21 protein-coding genes are annotated in these 20,121 nt (G+C 68.6%); 10 read left to right on the forward strand and 11 right to left on the reverse strand.

Translation table 11 applies throughout. From position 1 onward, the window contains the following. Positions 1-97: 97 nt before the first annotated feature. A complete protein-coding gene (locus O9344_RS02695) occupies positions 98-1,114 on the reverse strand; it encodes a Gfo/Idh/MocA family oxidoreductase (RefSeq protein ID WP_298472441.1) in 1,017 nt (338 codons plus the stop codon). 175 nt (positions 1,115-1,289) lie between these two features. Between O9344_RS02695 and O9344_RS02700 the strand changes: the two genes are divergently transcribed. The 5 genes from O9344_RS02700 to O9344_RS02720 all read left to right on the forward strand — a co-directional run bounded on the left by O9344_RS02700 (position 1,290) and on the right by O9344_RS02720 (position 5,503). Then, a complete protein-coding gene (locus O9344_RS02700) occupies positions 1,290-1,703 on the forward strand; it encodes a DUF3830 family protein (protein WP_108174949.1) in 414 nt (137 codons plus the stop codon). An 8-nt stretch (positions 1,704-1,711) separates the two neighbouring features. Then, positions 1,712-2,440, forward strand: coding sequence for an aspartate/glutamate racemase family protein (locus tag O9344_RS02705; protein WP_298472445.1), 729 nt, complete (start codon positions 1,712-1,714; stop codon positions 2,438-2,440). 100 nt (positions 2,441-2,540) lie between these two features. After that, positions 2,541-3,230, forward strand: a complete 690-nt coding sequence (locus tag O9344_RS02710; RefSeq protein WP_298472448.1) for a TetR/AcrR family transcriptional regulator — start codon at positions 2,541-2,543, stop codon at positions 3,228-3,230. Between the two features lie 25 nt (positions 3,231-3,255). Further along, on the forward strand, positions 3,256-4,491 hold the full coding sequence (locus O9344_RS02715) for an acyl-CoA dehydrogenase family protein (RefSeq protein ID WP_298472450.1): 1,236 nt from the start codon (positions 3,256-3,258) through the stop codon (positions 4,489-4,491). Positions 4,492-4,738: 247 nt separating this feature from the next. After that, complete coding sequence (locus O9344_RS02720; RefSeq protein ID WP_298472452.1) at positions 4,739-5,503, forward strand: SDR family oxidoreductase; 765 nt, start codon at positions 4,739-4,741, stop codon at positions 5,501-5,503. A 41-nt stretch (positions 5,504-5,544) separates the two neighbouring features. Here the strand turns inward: O9344_RS02720 and O9344_RS02725 are convergent, their stop codons facing one another. The 4 genes from O9344_RS02725 to O9344_RS02740 form a co-directional block, all read right to left on the reverse strand. Further along, a complete protein-coding gene (locus O9344_RS02725) occupies positions 5,545-6,300 on the reverse strand; it encodes an SDR family NAD(P)-dependent oxidoreductase (RefSeq protein WP_298472454.1) in 756 nt (251 codons plus the stop codon). 37 nt (positions 6,301-6,337) lie between these two features. Then, a complete protein-coding gene (locus O9344_RS02730) occupies positions 6,338-7,657 on the reverse strand; it encodes a TRAP transporter large permease (protein ID WP_298472456.1) in 1,320 nt (439 codons plus the stop codon). Further along, a complete protein-coding gene (locus tag O9344_RS02735) occupies positions 7,654-8,223 on the reverse strand; it encodes a TRAP transporter small permease subunit (protein WP_298472459.1) in 570 nt (189 codons plus the stop codon). Before O9344_RS02735 ends, O9344_RS02730 begins: the two co-directional genes overlap by 4 nt. A 76-nt stretch (positions 8,224-8,299) precedes the next feature. Further along, positions 8,300-9,304: a TRAP transporter substrate-binding protein gene (locus O9344_RS02740; RefSeq protein ID WP_298472461.1), complete on the reverse strand. Its 1,005-nt coding sequence runs from the start codon at positions 9,302-9,304 to the stop codon at positions 8,300-8,302. Between the two features lie 459 nt (positions 9,305-9,763). On the opposite strand from O9344_RS02740, the gene O9344_RS02745 reads away from it, so the two are divergent. The 4 genes from O9344_RS02745 to O9344_RS02760 are packed head-to-tail and all read left to right on the forward strand — an operon-like array spanning position 9,764 to position 13,687. Next, the gene (locus O9344_RS02745; RefSeq protein WP_298472464.1) at positions 9,764-10,588 is read left to right on the forward strand and encodes a hypothetical protein; all 825 of its coding nucleotides are present in this window, start codon (positions 9,764-9,766) and stop codon (positions 10,586-10,588) included. Between the two features lie 27 nt (positions 10,589-10,615). Further along, positions 10,616-10,873 (forward strand): acyl carrier protein, encoded by a 258-nt coding sequence (locus O9344_RS02750; RefSeq protein ID WP_298472466.1) that lies wholly within the window; start codon positions 10,616-10,618, stop codon positions 10,871-10,873. Next, on the forward strand, positions 10,870-12,399 hold the full coding sequence (locus tag O9344_RS02755) for an AMP-binding protein (RefSeq protein ID WP_298472469.1): 1,530 nt from the start codon (positions 10,870-10,872) through the stop codon (positions 12,397-12,399). Before O9344_RS02750 ends, O9344_RS02755 begins: the two co-directional genes overlap by 4 nt. Then, positions 12,392-13,687: a type III PLP-dependent enzyme gene (locus O9344_RS02760; RefSeq protein WP_298472471.1), complete on the forward strand. Its 1,296-nt coding sequence runs from the start codon at positions 12,392-12,394 to the stop codon at positions 13,685-13,687. Before O9344_RS02755 ends, O9344_RS02760 begins: the two co-directional genes overlap by 8 nt. Here the strand turns inward: O9344_RS02760 and O9344_RS02765 are convergent. From O9344_RS02765 to phaZ, 3 genes are all read right to left on the reverse strand, one after another. Beyond that, positions 13,684-14,373 carry an RraA family protein gene (locus tag O9344_RS02765; RefSeq protein WP_298472474.1) on the reverse strand — a complete coding sequence of 230 codons (690 nt, stop codon included), beginning with the start codon at positions 14,371-14,373 and terminating at the stop codon, positions 13,684-13,686. The two genes, O9344_RS02760 and O9344_RS02765, sit on opposite strands and share 4 nt — an antisense overlap. Positions 14,374-14,383: 10 nt before the next feature. Then, positions 14,384-14,962 (reverse strand): hypothetical protein, encoded by a 579-nt coding sequence (locus tag O9344_RS02770; RefSeq protein ID WP_298472477.1) that lies wholly within the window; start codon positions 14,960-14,962, stop codon positions 14,384-14,386. 109 nt (positions 14,963-15,071) lie between these two features. Further along, positions 15,072-16,286 carry a polyhydroxyalkanoate depolymerase gene (gene phaZ, locus O9344_RS02775; RefSeq protein WP_298472479.1) on the reverse strand — a complete coding sequence of 405 codons (1,215 nt, stop codon included), beginning with the start codon at positions 16,284-16,286 and terminating at the stop codon, positions 15,072-15,074. A gap of 133 nt (positions 16,287-16,419) precedes the next feature. On the opposite strand from phaZ, the gene O9344_RS02780 reads away from it, so the two are divergent. Further along, positions 16,420-17,076 (forward strand): glutathione S-transferase family protein, encoded by a 657-nt coding sequence (locus O9344_RS02780; protein WP_298472481.1) that lies wholly within the window; start codon positions 16,420-16,422, stop codon positions 17,074-17,076. A 99-nt stretch (positions 17,077-17,175) separates the two neighbouring features. Here O9344_RS02780 and O9344_RS02785 read toward each other — a convergent pair whose 3' ends face one another. From O9344_RS02785 to O9344_RS02795, 3 genes are all read right to left on the reverse strand, one after another. Next, entirely contained in the window at positions 17,176-17,652 is a 477-nt protein-coding gene (locus tag O9344_RS02785; protein WP_298472483.1) for a YaiI/YqxD family protein, read from the reverse strand. Positions 17,653-17,655: 3 nt separating this feature from the next. Next, positions 17,656-19,416: a DEAD/DEAH box helicase gene (locus O9344_RS02790; protein ID WP_298472485.1), complete on the reverse strand. Its 1,761-nt coding sequence runs from the start codon at positions 19,414-19,416 to the stop codon at positions 17,656-17,658. 172 nt (positions 19,417-19,588) lie between these two features. Then, positions 19,589-20,077, reverse strand: coding sequence for a MarR family transcriptional regulator (locus tag O9344_RS02795; RefSeq protein ID WP_298472487.1), 489 nt, complete (start codon positions 20,075-20,077; stop codon positions 19,589-19,591). Positions 20,078-20,121 lie beyond the last annotated feature (44 nt).

A 20,121-nucleotide genomic window follows, 5' to 3' on the forward strand; every position in this document is an offset into this window, starting at 1 on the left:
GGGGGGGGCTGTTCGTTTCCGCGAAAGCTCCCCCTCTCCCGCCTCGCTGCGCTCGTCGACCTCTCCCCGCCGGGGAGAGGTGAGGGCATCGCCCCGCTTACCCCTCCGTCCGCCAGCCCGCCCGATCCAGAATCTCCGCGATCAGCTGCTGGCTTCTCAAGGCCTCCGCGCCCGACACGACGGGCTCCCGGCACTCCTTGATGGCGTCGAGGAAGTCGCCGATCAGCGACCGGTGCCAGTCGTGCGGGAAGTCCATGACATTGGCGCCGCCGCCGGTGGCGCCCTCGTGGCGCACCACGATCTCCTCCCGCCCGTCGAGAAAGGCGACGCGCAGGGTTCCGCCGGCGAGCCAAGCCGTGCCGGCTGTCCCCATGATCTCGATCCGCTCCTCGCCGCCGGGGAAGGCTGCCGTCGTCGCCTGGATGACGCCCGGCGCGCCGTTCTCGAGCCGCACCAGCGCCGCGGCGAAATCCTCTGTCTCCATGCGGTGCACCGGCGTCGTCGTCGCGGTGGCCGCGGTCACCGTCATGTCCCCGACGAGCGACCGGAACAGGTCGAGCGTGTGGATCGCCTGGGTGATGAGCACGCCGCCGCCGTCGCGGGCCATGGTGCAGCGGCCGGGCTGGTCGTAATAGGCCTGAGGCCGCCACCACGGCACGGTGCAGCTCGCCGCGCCGATCCGCCCCAGCGCACCCTCGTCCAGCAACGCCTTCAGCTTCAGCGCCGCCGGCCGGAAGCGATGCTGCAGAGTGACCCCGAGGGTGAGACCCGCCCCGCGCATCTCCGCGACGATGGCCTCGGCACGGTCGAGGCTGATGTCGAGCGGCTTTTCCAGCAGCACGTGCTTGCGGCCGCGCGCCGCCTCCCTGACCAGTTCGAGATGGGAGTTCGGCGGGGTGAGGATCCACACCGCATCGACGTCACTCGCGGCGAGCACGCCCGCGATGTCGGCGGTGATGGGGAAGGGAAAACGCGCGGCGAAGGCCCGGATCCGCTCCTCGCTGCGGGAGGCTGCGGCCACCACCTCGACGCGGTCCTTCAGGTCGAGAAGGCTCTTGGCATGCGGCTCCACCGCATTGCCGAGGCCAATGATGCCGATGCGGATGCGCGCCATGGATGCCTGCCCTGGATATCGTGCCCAACGCCTGCCGCCCGTGCCGGCGGCTTGGCGCGAGTGTGGGTGATTTGCCGCCGGGTTGAAAACACTTTGCTGCCGGCCAGCCTTCCGCTGCGGCGCTTGCTTAAGCCCCGCGCCCCATGCACATATCGCGGGCCTTTCGGAGCCCCTCATGACCAAGCTGAAGATCACCGCCGGCCCCTACACCTTCGTCGCCAAGCTGGAGACCGAGGCCGCCCCCAAGACCTGCGCCGCTTTCCTGAAGGCCCTGCCCTTCATCTCGGAAATCATCCACGTGCGCTGGAGCGGCGAGGGCGTGTGGATGCCGCTCGGCGACCTCGATTTCGGCGTCGGCTACGAGAACGCGACGAGCCATCCCGCTCCCGGCCAGATCATCCTCTATCCCGGCGGCGTCTCGGAGACCGAGATCCTGATGGCCTATGGCCCGGTCTCCTTCGCCTCCAAGGCCGGCCCGCTCGCCGGCAACCACTTCCTGTCCATCATCGAGGGGATGGAGAACGTCCATCCGCTCGGCCGCATGGTCCTCCTGAAGGGCGCCCAGCCCATCCGCTTCGACCTGATGTGAGCGTGACGATGGCCGGGGGGAGCATCGCCCGCGGCGGCAAGGCCGTCCACGGCGCCCCCCTCGGCATCCTCATGCTGGAGACCCGGTTCGCCCGCGTGCCGGGCGACATGGGCAATGCCACGACCTGGCCCTTTCCCGTCCTCTACCGCGTCGTGCGCGGCGCCTCGGCCGAGCGCGTCGTGCTCGACGGGGCGAAGGGCCTGCTCCCCGATTTCATCGCCGCCGCTCGCGATCTCGTCGATTGCGGCGCCGAGGCTATCACCACGACCTGCGGCTTCCTGAGCCTCTTCCAGCGCGAGCTGGCGGCGGCCGTCGCCGTGCCGGTTGCGACCTCGGCGCTGATGCAGATCCCCTGGGTGCAGGCGACGCTGCCGCCGGGCCAACGGGTCGGCGTCATCACGGTCAGCGCGCCCTCGCTGACACCAGCCCATTTCGCCGCCGTCGGCGCGCCGGCCGACACGCCGGTCGCCGGCGTCGAGGGCGGGCGCGAGCTCTTCCGCGTGCTGGTGAAGGCGGAGAAGCACGACCTCGACACGGCGCTGGCGGAAGCCGACATCCTGGCCGCCGGCCGCGACCTCCTCGCCCGCCACCCGGAGGTCGGGGCCATCGTGCTGGAATGCACCAACATGCCGCCCTATGGGAGCGCCCTGCGTGCCGAACTGGGGCTGCCGGTCTTCGACGTCTATTCGCTCATCACCTGGCTGCACCAGGGCCTGCGCCCCCGCCGCTTCGGCTGAGCCTCCCCCAAACGGCCGATCGCGTCCTTCCCGATTGACCGAAGCACGGCGATGTTATTTGTTTGCGAGCAAGCAAATAACATGACGACGGGATGACGGGATGGGCGCGGTGCCGCGCAAGGCGATCGGGGCAGGGGAGGCGGCACAGGCCGCCGCCGAGCCCGTCGCCATTCGCCGCCGCCGCACCCAGGCCGAGCGCCGGGCCGAGGCCGAGAGCCGCATGCTGTCGGCGGCGGCCGAGATCGTCGCCGAGAAGGGCGTCGACGGCCTGACTCTGGCCGAGGCGGGTGAACGCGCCGGCTACAGCCGCGGCCTTGCCGGCCACTATTTCCGCTCCAAGGACGAGCTCCTCGCCGCCATGGCCGAGGCCATCCACGACGAATTCACCCAGCAGCGCCGCGAGCGGCTGCGCGGCACCACGGGCCTTGCCCGCCTGGTCGCGACGATCGATGCCTCCTTCGCCCGACCCTCCGTCGGGCTCACCAAGATGCGCGCCTATATCGCCGTGCTCATGGGCGCCGCCCACAAGCCGGCGCTGGCCGAGGCGGTCGCCACCTTCAACCGCGATTCCGCCACCGAGTTCGGCCGCCTCATCGCCAGCGCCATCGAGGCCGGCGAGATCCGCCCGGACATCGATGCGCGCACGCAGGCGCTCATCCTCTCCGCGGCGCTGCGCGGCATCATGGCCCAATGGGTGCTCGATCCCGCGGGTGTCGATCTCGCCGGCATCCGTGCCGAATTCCTGGGGCTGGTCACGCGCAGCCTCGCCGCTCCCCCCATCCCGACCTGAACGAGAAAACCCAAGGAGGATCCCCATGGACTTCACCATGTCCGACCGCCAGCGCTACTGGCGTGACCGCGTCATCGCCTTCATGGACGCCCATGTCTATCCGGCGATCCCCACCTACGACGCCCAAATGGAGGGCTTCGGCGCCAACCGCTGGCAGGTCGTTCCCGTGCTGGAGGAGCTGAAGGCCAAGGCCAAGGCGGACGGCCTGTGGAACCTCTTCCTGCCGCCCTCGTCCGAGCATGACGACGACGAGTTCCACGGCGCCGGTCTCACCAACCTCGAATATGCGATGTGCTCGGAGCAGATGGGCCGCGTCGGCTTCGGGTCGGAAGTGTTCAACTGCTCGGCCCCCGACACCGGCAATATGGAGGTGCTGCACCGCTACGGCTCGCGCTACCAGAAGGAGACCTGGCTGCGTCCGCTCATGGCCGGCAAGATCCGCTCGGCCTTCCTGATGACCGAACCGGCGGTCGCCTCCTCGGATGCCACCAATATCGAGACCTCCATCCGTCGCGACGGCAACGATTATGTCGTCAACGGCCGCAAGTGGTGGTCGTCCGGCGTCGGCGATCCGCGCTGCAAGATCGCCATCGTCATGGGCAAGACCGACACGGGCGCGGCCAAGCACATGCAGCAGTCGCAGATCCTCGTGCCGCTCGACGCGCCGGGCGTGAAGGTGCTGCGCCACCTGCCGGTCTTCGGCTTCGACGATGCGCCGCATGGCCATTCCGAGGTGCTCTTGGAGAACGTCCGCGTTCCCGCCGAGAACCTGATCCTCGGCGAGGGCCGCGGCTTCGAGATCGCGCAGGGGCGCCTCGGCCCGGGCCGCATCCATCACTGCATGCGCACCATCGGCGTTGCCGAGGTGGCGCTGGAGAAGATGATCAAGCGGCTCCAGTCGCGTGTCGCCTTCGGCAAGCGCGTCTCCGACCAGTCGGTGTGGGAGCAGCGCATCGCCGAGGCCCGCATCGACATCGAGATGACGCGCCTCCTCTGCCTCAAGGCGGCGGACATGATGGACAAGGTCGGCAACAAGGTCGCCAAGCTCGAGATCGCCATGATCAAGGTCGCGGCGCCCCGCGTCGCCCTCAAGGTCATCGACGACGCGATCCAGGCCCATGGCGGCGGCGGCGTGACCACCGATTTCGGTCTCGCCAAGTCCTATGCCCACATCCGCACCCTGCGCCTCGCCGATGGTCCGGACGAGGTCCACAACCGCTCCATCGCGCGGATGGAGATGGGCAAGTACGTCAACCATTGAGGGTGATGGGCAGACGGCGGCCGGTCGGTCCGGCTGCCGTTGCCGGCTTCATGCCCCACCCGCACCCTCCCCTCGCTGGCGTGAGGAGAGGGGGACTTCGACGGCGCGGGTCATCTGACAGGTTGGGCTTGGCCCAGCCGTCTCGGTCGCCGCACGACGCCGTGGTCCCCCTCTCCTTGGAGCGGAGCGAAAAGGGGAGGGTAAGGGTGGGGCCATTCACCCGCAGAGAAACAGGGAAGGACACGCCATGAACCTCTTCGACATGAGCGGCAAGGTCGCCGTCATCACCGGGTCCTCGCGCGGCATCGGCAGGGCCATTGCCGAGCGCATGGCCGAGCACGGCGCCAAGGTCGTCATCTCCTCCCGCAAGGCCGGGCCCTGCGAGGAGGTGGCGAATGCCATCAACGCGAAGCACGGCGCCGGCACCGCCATCGTCGTGCCCGCCAACATCTCCTCGAAGGAGGACCTGCAGCGCCTCGTCGACGAGACGCGGGCCCAGTTCGGCCGCATCGACGTGCTCGTCTGCAACGCCGCCTCGAACCCCTATTACGGGCCGATGGCCGGCATTTCCGACGATGCCTTCGGCAAGATCCTCACCAACAACATCGTCGCCAACAACTGGCTCATCTCGATGGTCGTGCCGGAGATGATCGAGCGGAAGGATGGCTCCATCATCATCGTCTCCTCCATCGGGGGCCTGCGTGGCTCGGAGGTCATCGGCGCCTATTGCATCTCCAAGGCCGCCGACATGCAGCTCGCCCGCAACCTCGCCCACGAGCACGGCCGCCACAACATCCGCGTCAACTGCATCGCCCCCGGCCTCATCAAGACCGATTTCGCCAAGGCGCTGTGGGAGGACAAGGAGGCCCGCGAGGCGCGCGAGCGCGAGACGCCGCTCCGCCGCATCGGCGACCCCGACGAGATCGCGGGTGCTGCCGTCTATCTCGGCTCCAAGGCCTCCACCTACATGACGGGACAGTGCCTGGTCGTGGACGGTGGCGTGACGATCTGATCGAGCCAGATGGGACGAGGCATGGCCTCTTCCCTGTAGGGTCAATAGAGCCCCGTGCCGCCGTTGATCTGCACCGTCTCGCCGGTGATGAACGAGGCCTGGTCCGAGGCGAGGAACAGCACGAGGTTGGCAACGTCCTCAGCCGTGCCCTCGCGCCGGAGCGGCGTTTGCTCCACCACGGACTTGCGACCCTCCGGCGTGTTGAACTGCACGTGGAAGCGCGTGGCGATGAGCCCCGGCGCAACGCCGTTGACGCGGATTCCGTGGGGCCCGAGCTCCTTCGCGAGCCCCCGCGTATAGGTGACGATGGCACCCTTCGACGCCGCATAGTGCAGGGCGCCGGGGCCGCCGCCATTCATCGCGGCCAGCGACGACATGGTGACAATGGCGCCGGACTTCTTTGCGGTCATGATCGCCGCCGCTGCCCGGCAGGTCAGGTAGGTCGACATCACGTTGAGGTCGAAGGTCCGTTCCCAGAGGTCCAGGGTCGAGTCCGCCGTGCCGACGCGCTGCAGGATGCCGCCGGCATTGGTGAAGACCACGTCCACCGTGCCGAAGGCGCGGACCGCTGCGGCGAAGGCCGCCGCAACCTCGTCCTCCCGCGTCATGTCCGCCTTGATGGCGAGGGCCTGGCCTCCGGCTGCCGCGATCTCCTTCTCCAGCGCATTGGCCTCGGCGCCGCTGGAAATATAGGTGAAGGCGACCTTCGCCCCGGCCTTCGCGAAGCCGCGCGTCGCCGCCTCGCCGATGCCGGATGCGCCGCCGGTGACGAAGGCCACCTTGCCGGTGAAGTCCATGATGCACTCCTTGCGGGTCGGGGAGGGGCCTCGCCCCTCAGTTCAGGAATTCCGGCGAAACGAGGCTCGGCAGGAACAGCGTCACCTTGGGCCAGACGATGACCAGCGCCAGCACCATGAGCAGCGGGATCAGCATGATGACCGTGTCCTTGATGGCGTCTCGCATCCGCATCCCCGCTACCGCGCAGGCGATCATCAGGCAGAGCCCGTAGGGTGGCGTCACCAGCCCGAAGGCCAGCGAGACGATGCCGATCATGGCGAAATGGACGGGGTCCATCTCCACCGCCTTGGCGAGCGGCTGGAGGATCGGCCCGCAGATGATGATGGCGGGGATGGCGTCGAGGAAACAGCCGACGACAAGGAACACGGCGGCGATGAAGAAGCCGGTGGCGATGAACCCCATGTTCCATGCCGAAACCCCCGCGAGGATGACCTCGGGGATCTTGTAATAGGCCAAAAGCCAGCCGAAGCAGCTCGCCGTGCCGACGCAGAACAGGATGATGCCGGTGAGCTTGCCGGTGTCGAGCAGGGCCGCGTAGAGCCCTTTGGCATTCATCTCCCGGTAGACCACGAAGGACAGGACGCCGGCATAGAGCACGGCGATGGCGGCGGATTCGGTGGCGGTGAACCAGCCGAAGATCTTGCCGCCGATGATGATGCCGGGCGTCATCAGCGCCAGGAAGGAATGGGCGCAGGCGCAGACGAAGGCCCGCCAGCTCTCGCGCGGATAGGTCGGATAGCCCCGCCTCACCGCGTAGACGTGGACCGTCGCCATCTGCGCCAGCGCGATGAGGATGCCGGGGATGATGCCGGCAAGGAACAGCGCACCGATGGATGTGGTGAGGATGCCGCCCCAGACGATCATCAGGATGGACGGCGGGATGATGACGGCAAGCACGGCCGAGACCGCGGTGATCGCCACCGAGAACGAGTCGTCATAGCCCTCGCGGCGCTGCGCCTCGATGAAGATCTTGGACTGGCTCGCCGCGTCCGCCGTCGAGGAGCCGGAAATGCCGGCAAAGAACAGCGACAGCACGACGTTGATCTGCGCGAGGCCGCCCGGCCAGTGGCCGACCATGGTGCGCGACAGCTTGAGCAGCCGGTCGGTGATGCCGCCGATATTCATCAGGTTGGCGGTGAGCAGGAAGAATGGCACCGCCAGCAGGATGAAGGAATTGAAGGCGTTGAAGCTCTCCGACATCAACGTGACCGTGTCGAGGCGCGGCTCGATGAGGAGGATCGGCAGGCAGGCGAGGCCGAGCGCGAAGGCGACCGGCACCCGCAGCGCGATCAGCGCGAAGAACGAGCCGAAAAGGACGAAGGCCGCCTGTCCGGCGGTGAGCACGGATCCGGTCATAGGTTGAGCGTCCCCGCGTCGATATCCGCCAGCGACGCCTTCTGCGGCGGCGCCTTGCGGCCGGCCATGATGAGAATGTCGTCGAGCATCTGCTCGCCGAGGAAGACGATCCAGGTGACGCCCATCAGCGGCCAGGGCAGGTGGATCAGCCAGAGCGGCAGGTCGGCGAGTTCCGAGGTGCGGAACCAGGCGAACTGCGTGAACTTGATGCCGGCGAAGACGAACACGCAGGCCAGCAACAGGATCCCGATGCGGCCGATGAAGCGCGCCGCTGCCTCGCCGCGCGGCGGCAATTCCGGCATGACGTCCACCTCGAAATGGGTGGACTCGCGAACCCCGATCATGGCGCCGATCGCGATGGTCCAGATGAACAGGAACCGCGCCATCTCCTCGGTCCAGATATAGCTGGGGATGAGGTCCGTGTGGCGCGAGAAGATCTGCAGGCTGACCGGGATCAGCAGAATGGCGATCGACACGACCACCAGATGAGACAGGAGCGCCGCATAGGCGGCGGTGAAGCGTCGCCAGAGGCTCGCCGCGGGCTGCGCGGTGCTGTCGGGGGCCATGGTGTGCTTTCGGATGCGATGGGGGTGAGGGGCCCGCCAGGGCGGCGGGCCCGCTGTCCGCTGTCGGATGCGGCCGTCAGACGCCGCTGACCTGGCCGAAGATGCCTTCGGCGCCGACTTCCCTGGCGTAGGCCGCCATGACCGGGTCCGTGAGCTTCTTCATCGCATCGCGCTCCTCGAAGGCAATGCGCTTGAGCCGGCCGGCCTTCTCCAGCGCTTCGAGCTTGGCGCCGTCCTCGCTGGACTCGGTCTGGCGACCGAACTCGCCCGCTTCCACGCCGGCCTGCAGGATGGCGTCCTGCAGGTCCTTGGGCAGGCTGGTCAGCGTCTTCATCGAGAAGCAGATCGGCCGGATGGAGACCGCGTGCTGCGTCAGGACGAGATTGGGCGCGACCTCGTAGAACTTCATCGCCTCGACGCCGGCCGCCTCGTTCTCGCCGGCCTGGATCACGCCGTTCTGGATGGCGTTGTAGACCTCGTTATAGGCGATGACCGTCGGCGACATGCCGACCGCCGAGAAGGTGCGCGACCAGATCGGCGCGCCCTGCACGCGGATCTTGAGGCCGCGGATCTCCGCCAGGTTCTTGATCGGCTTGTTGGCGAAGATGTTGCGCGTGCCGCCGCCGGCATGGCCGACAAGCCTCACGCCAGCCCGGCGCTCGACCTCGTCCTCGATGGGCTTGAGCATCTTGGCGGCGACGACCTTGCCCATGTGGTCCACGTCGCGGAACACGAAGGGCGCGTCGATGAAGGGCGCGGCGCGGGCGAAGGTCGACATGTGCGCCGGCGAGACGATGCCGTAATCCACCGCCCGGCCCTGGGCCATGTACTCGAAATACTGCTTCTCCAGGCCGAGCGAGGAGTTCTTGTGCAGGTTGAAGGCGATCGGTTTGCCGTAGAGCGCCTTCACCCGCTCCTCGAAGCGGACCAGCGCCTTGGTGAAGGCATGGTCGTCGTTGAACTGCACGGCGCCGTTCAGCGTGATCGGCGACTGCGCCTTGAGAAGAGACGGGCTGCCGATGACAAAAGCTGCCGCGCCCATGCCTGCGAGCGCCCGACGGCGCGTGAGCCTGGTATCCATCTCCGTAATCCTCCCGGGATTGGTCGTGCACTCTGCGGTGCGGCCCGTCTTTCGCGGGTCTGTTTCGATTATGAGCGGATGATTTCGTCGTGTTCAATCGCAAAACATCATGCAGCACCGCGAATTTAAATGGATTTATTTTGCGACGCAGAATTTCTTTTGCGATGCAGTATCGAACACATCGAGTCATCTGCGAATATCGGTGGTGAGCTTAGTCCAAGGGACAGGATCCCAGTCTCGCGCGCACGGGTCGATTGGTCGCAGCCAAGGAGTGGCCGAAAGACGCGCTAGAGTAACCGCTTGTTTCCGAAGCAAATGCAGTACTCGCGCACCGCAGGCGCTCTTCGGACGTGAGTACCGTCTTATTCCCGCATGTAATCCGTAATTCCGGCGATTAAGGGTGGCAGTTAAGGATGTGTTCACAATGTTCTATGGGCCGGGCCGGGACCGGTTAGACTGATGCCGATGCTGGAGCCGATCGAACGGGAGACGCTTGGGGAGGCGCACGCGCTGTTGGCGCGCGGCTTTCCCATGCGCAAGCCGGACTTCTGGACAGAAGGGCTGGAGCGGCTCATGGCCCACCATGCCGCATCCGGCCTGGGTCCCATCGGCCAGATCATGCGCATGAAGGGCGAGTCGGCTGGCGTCATGCTGACCATCCGCTCGCGCCGCGCCGACGGCGGCAGCGTCGTCAACCTGTCGAGCTGGTATGTCGATCCCCGCTTCCGTCTCCTTGCCCCGCGGATGCTGACCCGCGTCCTCGAAGAGCCGGCGGACGTCTTCACCGACCTGACGCCGAGCCCGGCCGTCACCGAGATGATCGGCCGCTTCGGCTTCGTCCAGCGTCATGCCGGCGCCCTTCTGGTGGCCCTGCCGGTGGCGGCCTTCGTCCCGGGCGGTGGCGCGCGCATCCTCGACGGTATTCCGGATTCGGCCGAGGCCGTGATGCTCGCCGGTCATCGTGACCTCGGCTGTCTGGTGCTGCGTCTCATCACGGACGACGGCGAGATGCCGCTGGTCGTCTCCGTCGCCAGCCGTCGCGGCCTTCCCGTCGCGCGTATCATCTATGCGACCGATCTCGCCGCCGTGCGCGGGGCCATCGGCCCGATCGCCCGCCATCTCCTCGCCCGCGGCCTCGCCGTGTTGGAACTGCCGGCCGATCCCGGCGACCACGTGCCCGGCGGCTGGTTCACCCGCCGCGCCCGGCCGACCTTCTTCCGTGGCACGCCGCCGGCGGCCGCGGTCGACCACGCCTATTCCGAATTTGTTTTCCTGCGCATCTGATGATGGCATCCCTGGAGGACCCCCGCCGTGCTGGCTGAGACCATGGACGTGACCGACGACATCGCCGATTTCCTGAAGGAGCGCTTCCCCGTGCTCGCTGCCCGCGGCGTGACGCCTGCGACGCCGCTCATCGCCAGCGGCGCCATCGATTCCCTCGGCATCCTCGACCTCGTCGCCTTCCTCGGCGAGCGCTTCGGTGTCGAGCTCAGCGACGAGGATTTCGATCCCGACAATTTCGAGACGGTCGGGACCCTCGCCGCCTTCGTGGAGCGCCAGCGCGCGTGAGGCCGGAGCCGCTTCTCCTCCATCACCTGTTGGACGCGACGGCCGCCGCCGTCCCGTACAGCATCGCCGTTGTCGATGGCGCGCGCAGTGCCACCTATGGCGAGCTGCACGCCGCCGCCGGGCGTCTTGCGAGGCGCTTCCTCGCCGCCGGTCTCGAACGCGGCGACCGGGTCGCGGTCGTCCTGCCGAAGAGCCTCGAGGAATGCGCCGCCATCTTCGCCGTCTCCATGGCCGGCGGCGTCGTGGTGCCCGTCAACGTCCTGCTGAAGCCGGCGCAGGTTCGCCACATCGTCGCCGACTGCACGGCGCGCATCGTCCTCACCCGCGCAGAGGCGGCTGACGAGATGGCGGAGGCCCTCGACGGGCTGGGCGCCGTCCTTCTGACCACCGATGGCCCCGACGCCGCCGAGGCGCCGGCCATGCTGCCGCTGCCGCGGGGCGGCATCGGCGAGGACCTCGCTGCCATCCTCTACACTTCCGGCTCCACCGGCCGCCCGAAGGGCGTCATGCTGAGCCACCGCAACCTTCTCGCCGGCACGCGCATCGTCCGCACCTATCTCGGCATCACGCCTGAGGATCGCATCCTCTCCATCCTGCCCTTCAGCTTCGACTACGGGCTCAACCAGCTGCTGACATCGGTCGAGCAGGGCGCGCGGATGGTGCTGCTGACCTTCCAGTTCGGCGCCGACATCGTGAAGGCCATCGTCGCCCATGGCATCACCGGCCTCGCCGGCGTGCCGACGATCTGGGCCATCCTCACCCGCGCGACTCCGTCGCTTGCCAAGACGCCGCTGCCGACGCTGCGCTACATCACCAATTCCGGTGGCGCCGTGCCCTCCGAGACGGTCTCGCGGCTGCGCGTCCTCCTGCCCGAGACCCGCATCTTCCTGATGTATGGTCTCACCGAGGCCTTCCGCTCCACCTTCCTGCCGCCGGAGGAGATCGACCGCCGGCCGACCTCCATCGGCAAGGCAATCCCCGAATGCGAGATGCTGGTGGTCACCGCCGATGGCCGGCGGGCCAAACCCGGCGAGCCCGGCATTCTGGTCCATCGCGGGCCGACCGTCTCGCTCGGCTACTGGAACCGGCCCGACGCAACGGCGGAGGTGCTGAAGCCCCATCCCTTCCGCCTGGTGACGGAGGGCGGCGAGACCGTCTGCTTCTCCGGCGACCTCGTCACCGAGGATGAGGACGGCTTCCTCTATTTCGTCGCCCGCAACGACGCGATGATCAAATCCTCCGGCCACCGCATCAGCCCCACCGAGGTCGAGGAGTGCCTGATGGCGATGGGCCATTTCCAGCAGGTGGCGGTGATCGGCCTGCCCGATGCCTTCGCCGGCCAGAAGGTCCATGCCGTCGCCGTGGCGATCCGCGAGGTCGATGTCGCGGTCGTGCTGCAGGCGGCCGCCGACCTTCTGCCGCCCTACATGGTGCCGCGCGCCCTGGAACTGGTGGAGCGCCTGCCGGTCACGCCCAATGGCAAGGTCGATTATGTCGGCCTCGTCCGGGAGCGCGCCCATGGCTGAGGCGGGCCTGACCGAGCGACTGATCGCGGACAACTTCACCGCCACCGGCGATGATCTCCTCATCGGCGGCATCCCCGCCCGCACCCTTAGCCAGCGTTTCGGTACGCCGCTCTTCGCCTATGACGCGGCCCTCATCCGCCGCGCCTATTGGTCGCTCGCGGCGGCGCTCGAAGGCTTCGCCGGCATCCATTATTCCATCAAGGCCAACCCCAACCCCGCCGTGGTCAAGGTGCTGCACGAAGCCGGCGCCGGCATCGAGATCGCCTCGCTCGGCGAGTTCCGCGCCGCCATCTCCGCCGGCGTGCCCCCGGCGGAGATGCTCTTCGCCGGCCCCGGCAAGCGCCGCTCCGAGCTCGAGGCGGTGATCGCCGCCGGCATCGGCGAGATCCACCTCGAGAGCGTCGAGGAGGCCGCCCATGTCGAGGCGATCGGCTTGGGCCTCGGCCGGCGCGTTCCCGTCGCGATCCGCGTCAACCCCGTGGCCGAGGCGCAGGGCGGCGCCATGCGCATGGGCGGCAAGGCTGCGCCCTTCGGCTTCGACGAGGAAGAGCTCGACGCCATCGTCGACCGCCTCAAAGCCTTGCCTCATCTCGACCTCGCCGGGGTCCACCTTTTCGCCGGCACGCAGATCCTCGACGCGGCCGTGCTGCTGGGACAGTGGCGCCATGCCTTGAGCGTTGCGAGCCGCGTCGCCGCCCGCCTCGGCCGGCCGCTCCGCACCATCGACCTCGGTGGCGGGCTCGGCATCCCCTATTTCACCGGCGATGCGACACTTGACCTCGCCGCCGTCAGGGCCGGCGTTCCGGACCTCGTCGCGCTGAAGGCTGCCGATCCGCTGATCCGCGACGCCCATATCCTGGTCGAGCCGGGCCGCTATCTCGTCGGCGAAGCCGGCCTCTACCTCACCGCCGTGCTGGCTGCGAAGATCTCGCGCGGCCAGCGCTTCCTCGTCGTCGATGGCGGTATGCACCACCACCTCGCCGCCTCCGGCAATCTCGGACAGGTTATCAAGCGCGACTATCCGATTGTGCCCGCCTCGCGCATGGCGCAGGCGGCGGAGGGACCTGCAAGCGTCGTCGGCCCTCTGTGCACGCCGCTCGACACGCTGGCCCGCAAGGTGGCGATGCCGGCGCTGGTGGAGGGCGATCTCGTCGCCGTGCTGCAATCCGGTGCCTATGGCCCGACGGCGAGCCCCGCGGGCTTCCTCAGCCATCCTGCCGCCATCGAGGTGCTCATCGACGGCGGCGAGGCCCGCCGCATTGGGGGCCCCGCGGAGGCGGCGGCCTAGTACTGCGAGGCCTTGCCGAGATCGGCGCCCTTGGCGGCCAGGGTCTTGTCCACCCAGCTACGGTCCAGCCTGCCCTCGGCGATCGCCTTCATTGTCGCGTCCTCGGCGGCGAGCTGCTTGGCGGCCAGGGCGGCCACGCTCTCGACCTCCGCCCGAGGCACCGCCAGCACACCGTCGGCATCGCCCACCACGAGGTCGCCCGGCATGATGCACTGGCCGCCGACCACCGCACCGGTGTTGATCTCGCCCGGGCCGTCCTTGTAGGGGCCGCGATGGGTGACCCCAGCGGCGAAGACCGGCAGGCTCATGGTGGCAAGCGCGTCGGAATCGCGGATGGCGCCGTCAATGACGATGCCGGCGACGCCGCGGCTCTCGGCGAGCCGGGCCATGATCTCGCCGATGATCGCATTGGTCAGGTCGCCGCCCGCATCCACGACGATGACGTCGCCGGGCGCCGCCATGTCGATGGCCTTGTGGACGAGGAGATTGTCGCCCGGCCGCGTCCGGACCGTCAGGGCAAAGCCGAGCATGGGCGTCCCGTCATGCATGGGACGCAGCGCCGGCCCGGCGGCGAAGAGACGGGCCATGTTGTCGCTGATGAGCGGCGTCGGGATACCGGCGAGCAGCGCCTTCAGCGCCGGATCATTCGGCAGGGTCTTCGGCAGGATCTGGAATCCGAGCGCCATGGTGGCCTCCTCAGCCGTTGAAGCCTTCGATGGCCACGAGGTCGAGCGCGTCGAGCAGCGCGCGCTTCTCCTGCTCATTGGCCGAACCCTCGATGGTCACGAGCGTGCGTCCGAGCAGCACCTGGATATTGCCGTCACGGGCCAGAACGGCCGTCTTGCCCTTGACCCGGAAGACGCGGCCCATGGCGCCAAGCAGCTGCGCATTGGAGAAGAGCGGCGCCACCTGGGCGATGAGCGGGGAATTGGCCAGCACCTGCACTGTCGCCTCGCGGCTGCCGATGGAATAGCGCCGCTTGGCGATGAGGCCGCCGCCGAACATGGCCGCGGCGCTGGCATCCGTCTCCGCCTCGCCGGCGGTCCAGCCGGCGGGCGCGGCGGGCAGGAAGCGCGACAGGCCCGTGGCGCTGCGCTGGGCGATGAGCTGCGAGGCGACGTCGAGCGCCGCCTTGGCGGCAGCGAGGTCATTGGCGCGATAGGCGCGGCGCGCCTCCTCGATCGCATCGCCGATATCGTCGGCGAAGGCGGGGGCGGCGGTGAGGCTGAGGGCCACCGCGATCAGCGCGGCGCGGGCGAGGCGGTGGAGCATCATGGGCATCGTCCTTGCGGAACGGGCGGCCGCCGGAATCAGCGCAGCGCGCCCCGCCACCGGCTATAGCCCGCTCCTGCAACGAAGGCACCTGCGGCGGACGAGGTGCGGCTCACTCGCTGGCGAGGATCATGTTGCGGACGATGGGATAGACCTGCCCCTCCCATTTCCGCCCGCTGAACACGCCGTAATGGCCGACACCGGCCTGCATATGGTGGCGCTTGCGAAAGGGCTTGAGCTTGGTGACGAGGTCATGCGCGGCCACCGTCTGGCCCAGCGAGCAGATATCGTCGCGCTCGCCCTCGACGGTGAGCAGCGCCGTGCGGCGGATCGCCGACGGGTCGACCGGCCGGCCCTTGTAGGTGAGCTCGCCCTTCGGCAGCAGCGCCCGCTGGAACACCTTGTCGATGGTCTCGAGATAGAACTCGGCGGTGAGGTCAAGGACGGCGAAATACTCGTCGTAGAAGGTGCGGATGGCCTCGGCCTTCTCGGTCTCGCCGCGGGCGAGATGGCCGTGCATGTCGAGATGCGACTTGATGTGCCGCTCCTTGTTCATCGACAGGAAGGCGATGAGCTGGAGGAAGCCCGGATAGACCCGCCGCCCCGCGCCGGCGCAGGGCAGCGGCACGGTGTGGATGAGGTTCTGCTCGAACCATTCGTAGGGGTGGTCGAAGGCGAGCTCGTTCACCTTTGTCGGGTTGATGCGCACGTCCACGGGGCCGGCCATGAGCGTCAGGCTGCGCGGCTGGTCGGGGTCGTCCGCCTGCGCCATCACCGAGGCCGCCACCAGCGCCTGCACGCAGGGCTGGCACACCGCGACGATGTGGGTGCCCGGCCCCAGCACATGGACGAAGTCGATGAGGTGCTCGACATATTCGTCGAAGCCGAAGCGGCCCGCGGTCCAGGGAATGTCGCGGGCGCTGTGCCAGTCGGTGATGAAGACGTCATGGTCCTGCAGCAGCGTCTTCGCCGTGTTGCGCAGCAGGGTGGCGAAATGGCCTGAGAGCGGTGCCACCAGCAGCACTTTCGGCTGGACCACCTCGGTGTCCTTGCGGAAATGCAGCAGCGTACCGAACGGGGTGCGGTGGGTGGCCTCCTCGGTCACCGCCACCTCGCGATTGCCGACCATGACCGTGCGGATGCCGTAGTCGGGGCGGGTATGGGTGAAGCCTGCGTTGGCGACCATGCTCCAGGTCGCCATCATCTCGCGGCCGAACCGGCTGTCGGTCGCCTCAAGCCCCGGTCCGAAAGCGGCGAGCGCGAATTTCGCGGCGTCGCGCACCGGCTCGAACATGCGGGCCTGAAATTCGAAGGCGCGATACATCATGGGCCGTCCGAACCTGTCGCCTCGCCCCCCTGGCGCTGCGCCCAAAAAAAGCTAGTGCACTTTTTGCTGCGCTGCGAGAGTATTCTTCCCATAGGGTTTCCCTCTCGAAAGGGACCCTGCAGGGGAGATGCCCATGCCCAAGGCCCAGCTGACGATCTCCAGCAAGAACTATTCGTCATGGTCCCTGCGCGGCTGGCTCATCTGCAAGCTCGCGGGCCTTGCCATCGACGAGGTCCATGTCTCCCTCGACGATCCCGGCCAGCGCGCCGAGCTGCTGCTGCTCTCGCCCTCCTTCCTGGTGCCTGCCCTCATCGATGAGGACGCCAAGATCTGGGACACCTGGGCCATCGCTGAATATCTCAACGAGAAATACCCGCAGGCCGGACTCTTCCCCGTCGATCGCATCGCCCGCGCCCATTGCCGGTCCATCTGCGGCGAGATGCATTCCGGCTTCCACAACCTGCGCTCGGCGCTGCCGATGAACCTCAAGGCCCGCTATTCCGGCTTCAAGATCTGGGCCGGCGCCCAGCCGGATATCGAGCGCATCCTCGCCATCTGGGGCGAGTGCCTCTCCACCCATGGCGGGCCGTTCCTCTTTGGCGCCAAGCCCACGGTGGCCGATGCGATGTATGCGCCGGTCTGCATGCGCTTCTACACCTACGACGTGCCCATCGACGCCGCGGCTGCCGCCTATTGCCGGGCGATCATGGACTGGGCGCCGATGAAGGAATGGATCGCCGCCGCCAAGGCCGAGCCGGAGGAGATCGAGGAGCTGGATGTCGAGTTCTAGGCCGCGCCGCCGCCTCCCGCTCATCGTCCTCCTCGCCATCCTGCTGCCCATCGGCCTCGCTGATGCGCGGCAGGCGATAATCTGTGACGGTAGCGCCTGCTAGCCGCCGAACCCCGCCCGCTTCAGCCGGTTCACTGCGAGGTCCATGGCTGACAGAAACGCCGAGCGGTCGCGCGGCGAGAAGGGCGCGGGGCCGCGGGTCGCGCCGCCGGCCGAGCGGATATCGTCCATGAGGTTGCGCGTTGCGAGCGCGAGGCCGATGGAGCCGGCATCGAAGAGCCGACCGTTCGGCGCCAGCGTCGTCGCCCCGGCCTTCACCGTGCGCGCAGCCAGCGGAATGTCGGCGGTAATGACGATGTCGGCCGGCCCGGCGCGCTCGGCGATCCAGTTGTCGGCGATGTCGGGCCCCTCGCTCACCACCACGCGCTCGATCCATGGCTCGCGCGGCACGCCGAGCGGGCTGTTCGCCACCACCTTCACGGCGAGGCCGTAGCGCTGGGCGACGCGGTAGACCTCGTCCTTCACCGGACAGGCGTCGGCATCGACAAAGACGGTGATCGGGCCGCCCGCCGGCATGGGTCAGCGGCGCTCGCGGTTCTTGCGGTGCTTGAAGCCACCGCGCTCCGCCTTGCCGCGCGGCGGGCCGGGCGGGCCCTTCTTGCGGAACGGGCGATCGCCAGCGGGCTTGTCGCCGCGCTCGTCATCGCGGCGCGGCGCGGGACGGCGCGGCCGTTCCTCCTGCCGCTCCTCGATGGGGGCGATGTGGACGTCGTCGGCATTGCCCTTGCGGGCATTGATGATGAACTTCTCGGCGACGCTCGCCGCCACCTGCACTTCGGTGGTGGTGTCGTTGATGCGGATGGCGCCGATATCCTGGCGGGTGACGCCGCCGCGCCGGCACAGCATCGGCAGCAGCCATTTCGGATCGGCGCGGTTCGACCGGCCGACATCGAGGCGGAACCAGGCCATGTCGCCGCTGACCTGCATGTCGCGCGACTCGCGGCCCTTGATCGGCGCGGCGCGGCCATGGCCGGGATCGGAGACCTCTTCCGGCTCGGGCAGGCGCGAGCGCAGCACGCGGGCGAGCGCGACGGCGATCTCCTCGGCCGAGCGGCGCTGCATGAGCAGCTCGGCGATCTGGCTGTCCTCCTCGTCGGCGGCCACCGTCAGCACCGGATCGGCGAAGATGCGCTCGCGGTCGAGGGCGCGGATCTCCTCCGCCGTCGGCGGACCGGACCATTCGGCGCGGATGCCGGCTTCCGCCAGCAGGCTCTCGGCGCGGCGGCGGCGGTTGGTCGGCACCACGAGGACGCTGACGCCCTTGTTGCCGGCGCGCCCGGTGCGGCCGGAGCGATGCTGCATCACCTCGGCGTCATGCGGCAGTTCGGCATGGATGACGAGGGCGAGGTTCGGCAGGTCGATGCCGCGTGCCGCCACGTCCGTTGCGATGCAGATGCGGGCGCGGCCGTCGCGCAGCGACTGGAGGGCAAGGTTGCGCTCGTGCTGGCCGAGTTCGCCCGAGAGGAACACCGCCGAGAAGCCGCGCTCGACGAGCGTCGCGTGCAGGTGGCGCACGGCATTGCGCGTGTTGGCGAAGATGATCGCGGTCTGCGGGTCGAGCTGGCGCAGCAGGTTCACCACCGCATGCTCGGCCTCGTTCGGGAAGACGCGGATGGCGCGATACGCGATGTCCTGGTGGCCGCGCTCGCCGCCGCCCGCCTCGATGCGCAGCGCGTCATGCTGATAGCGCTTGGCCAGCGTCACGATGCCGGCCGGCAGCGTCGCCGAGAACAGCAGGGTGCGGCGGTCCTCAGGCGTGGCGTTGAGGATGAATTCGAGGTCGTCGCGGAAACCGAGGTCGAGCATCTCGTCGGCCTCGTCGAGGACGACGGCCCGCGCCTCGAAGGGCGCCAGCGCCCCGCGCTCGATATGGTCGCGCAGGCGGCCCGGCGTGCCGACGACGATGTGCACGCCTTCTTCCAGCAGGCGCCGTTCGCGCCGCGCATCCATGCCGCCGACGCAGGCGACGATACGCGCGCCGGTCTCGGCATAGAGCCACTGGAATTCGCGCTGCACTTGCAGGGCAAGCTCGCGCGTCGGCGCGACGATGAGGGCGAGGGGATCGGACGGCGGGCCCATGCGCTCGGCGCCGTCGAGCAGCGTCGAGGCCAGCGCCAGGCCATAGGCCACCGTCTTGCCCGAGCCGGTCTGGGCGGAGACGAGGAGGTCGCGGTCAGCGGCCTCCTTGGCGACGACGGCGGTCTGGACGGGCGTCAGGTCGACATAGTCGCGGGCAGCGAGAGCCGCGGCGAGCTGCGGCGGGATGGTCGTTTTGGTCAAAGGGTCGGATCTTTCGGACGGGAGAGCATGCCGGCGATCGGGCGCGGCAGGGGCGGCGGATGAGCCGCGGCAGGGGATGGCGGGGACTGTCGCGCCTTCCCTAGGCGCTTCCCGCGCAAAAAGCCATGACTTTCCCGGCAAGATGACCTTGCGCAACCGGCGGGCCGGCCTCTCAGCCGAGTTCGCAGGCGATCCGGCGCAGCAACGACAGGAACAGCGCCTTGTTCTCGGGGCCGACCAGCCGGTCGAGATCGGCGTCATGGGCGCGCGCCGCCGCCATCAGCTTCTGGTGCAGGGCGCAGCCCTTGTCGGTGAGGAACAGCGTGTAGCTGCGACGATCGTTCGGCGCCCGCTCGCGGCTGACGAGGCCCCGCTTCACCAGGTCGTCGAGCGTGGTGGTGAGGGTCGACTTGTCCCTCCCCGCCGCCTTGCCGAGCGCCGTCTGCGTCAGGCCCGGGTTCTCGGCGATGAGGGTGAGCACCGCAAAGCGCCGTGGCTTCAGGTCGGGATCGCCGACGCGGCTCGCGAAGGCCCGGAACGAGGCCTCCTGCGCCAGGCGCAGGTGGAAGCCGATGAAATCGTCAAGCGGACCGAGCCGCGCGTCGTCACTGCGCGCGTCGCTTCGGTCGGTCTCGGAAGAGGGCGGGATCGCGTCAGCCATGGTGTCGAGGAAGGGCGGCCACGGCCGCGGAGCGCGACCATGAC

The sequence above is a fragment of the Phreatobacter sp. genome (assembly GCF_027532945.1).
Classification (GTDB): domain Bacteria; phylum Pseudomonadota; class Alphaproteobacteria; order Rhizobiales; family Phreatobacteraceae; genus Phreatobacter.

Excerpts from the sequence above, each read along its gene's own strand:
- O9344_RS02705 (WP_298472445.1), top strand. The coding sequence starts at position 1,712 with ATGGCCGGGGGGAGCATCGCCCGCGGCGGCAAGGCCGTCCACGGCGCC.
- O9344_RS02730 (WP_298472456.1), bottom strand. The coding sequence starts at position 7,657 with ATGACCGGATCCGTGCTCACCGCCGGACAGGCGGCCTTCGTCCTTTTC.
- O9344_RS02770 (WP_298472477.1), bottom strand. The coding sequence starts at position 14,962 with ATGATGCTCCACCGCCTCGCCCGCGCCGCGCTGATCGCGGTGGCCCTC.
- O9344_RS02695 (WP_298472441.1), bottom strand. The coding sequence starts at position 1,114 with ATGGCGCGCATCCGCATCGGCATCATTGGCCTCGGCAATGCGGTGGAG.
- O9344_RS02725 (WP_298472454.1), bottom strand. The coding sequence starts at position 6,300 with ATGGACTTCACCGGCAAGGTGGCCTTCGTCACCGGCGGCGCATCCGGC.
- O9344_RS02760 (WP_298472471.1), top strand. The coding sequence starts at position 12,392 with ATGGCTGAGGCGGGCCTGACCGAGCGACTGATCGCGGACAACTTCACC.
- phaZ (WP_298472479.1), bottom strand. The coding sequence starts at position 16,286 with ATGATGTATCGCGCCTTCGAATTTCAGGCCCGCATGTTCGAGCCGGTG.
- O9344_RS02715 (WP_298472450.1), top strand. The coding sequence starts at position 3,256 with ATGGACTTCACCATGTCCGACCGCCAGCGCTACTGGCGTGACCGCGTC.
- O9344_RS02700 (WP_108174949.1), top strand. The coding sequence starts at position 1,290 with ATGACCAAGCTGAAGATCACCGCCGGCCCCTACACCTTCGTCGCCAAG.
- O9344_RS02795 (WP_298472487.1), bottom strand. The coding sequence starts at position 20,077 with ATGGCTGACGCGATCCCGCCCTCTTCCGAGACCGACCGAAGCGACGCG.
- O9344_RS02745 (WP_298472464.1), top strand. The coding sequence starts at position 9,764 with ATGCCGATGCTGGAGCCGATCGAACGGGAGACGCTTGGGGAGGCGCAC.
- O9344_RS02765 (WP_298472474.1), bottom strand. The coding sequence starts at position 14,373 with ATGGCGCTCGGATTCCAGATCCTGCCGAAGACCCTGCCGAATGATCCG.
- O9344_RS02710 (WP_298472448.1), top strand. The coding sequence starts at position 2,541 with ATGGGCGCGGTGCCGCGCAAGGCGATCGGGGCAGGGGAGGCGGCACAG.
- O9344_RS02780 (WP_298472481.1), top strand. The coding sequence starts at position 16,420 with ATGCCCAAGGCCCAGCTGACGATCTCCAGCAAGAACTATTCGTCATGG.
- O9344_RS02740 (WP_298472461.1), bottom strand. The coding sequence starts at position 9,304 with ATGGATACCAGGCTCACGCGCCGTCGGGCGCTCGCAGGCATGGGCGCG.
- O9344_RS02735 (WP_298472459.1), bottom strand. The coding sequence starts at position 8,223 with ATGGCCCCCGACAGCACCGCGCAGCCCGCGGCGAGCCTCTGGCGACGC.
- O9344_RS02720 (WP_298472452.1), top strand. The coding sequence starts at position 4,739 with ATGAACCTCTTCGACATGAGCGGCAAGGTCGCCGTCATCACCGGGTCC.
- O9344_RS02785 (WP_298472483.1), bottom strand. The coding sequence starts at position 17,652 with ATGCCGGCGGGCGGCCCGATCACCGTCTTTGTCGATGCCGACGCCTGT.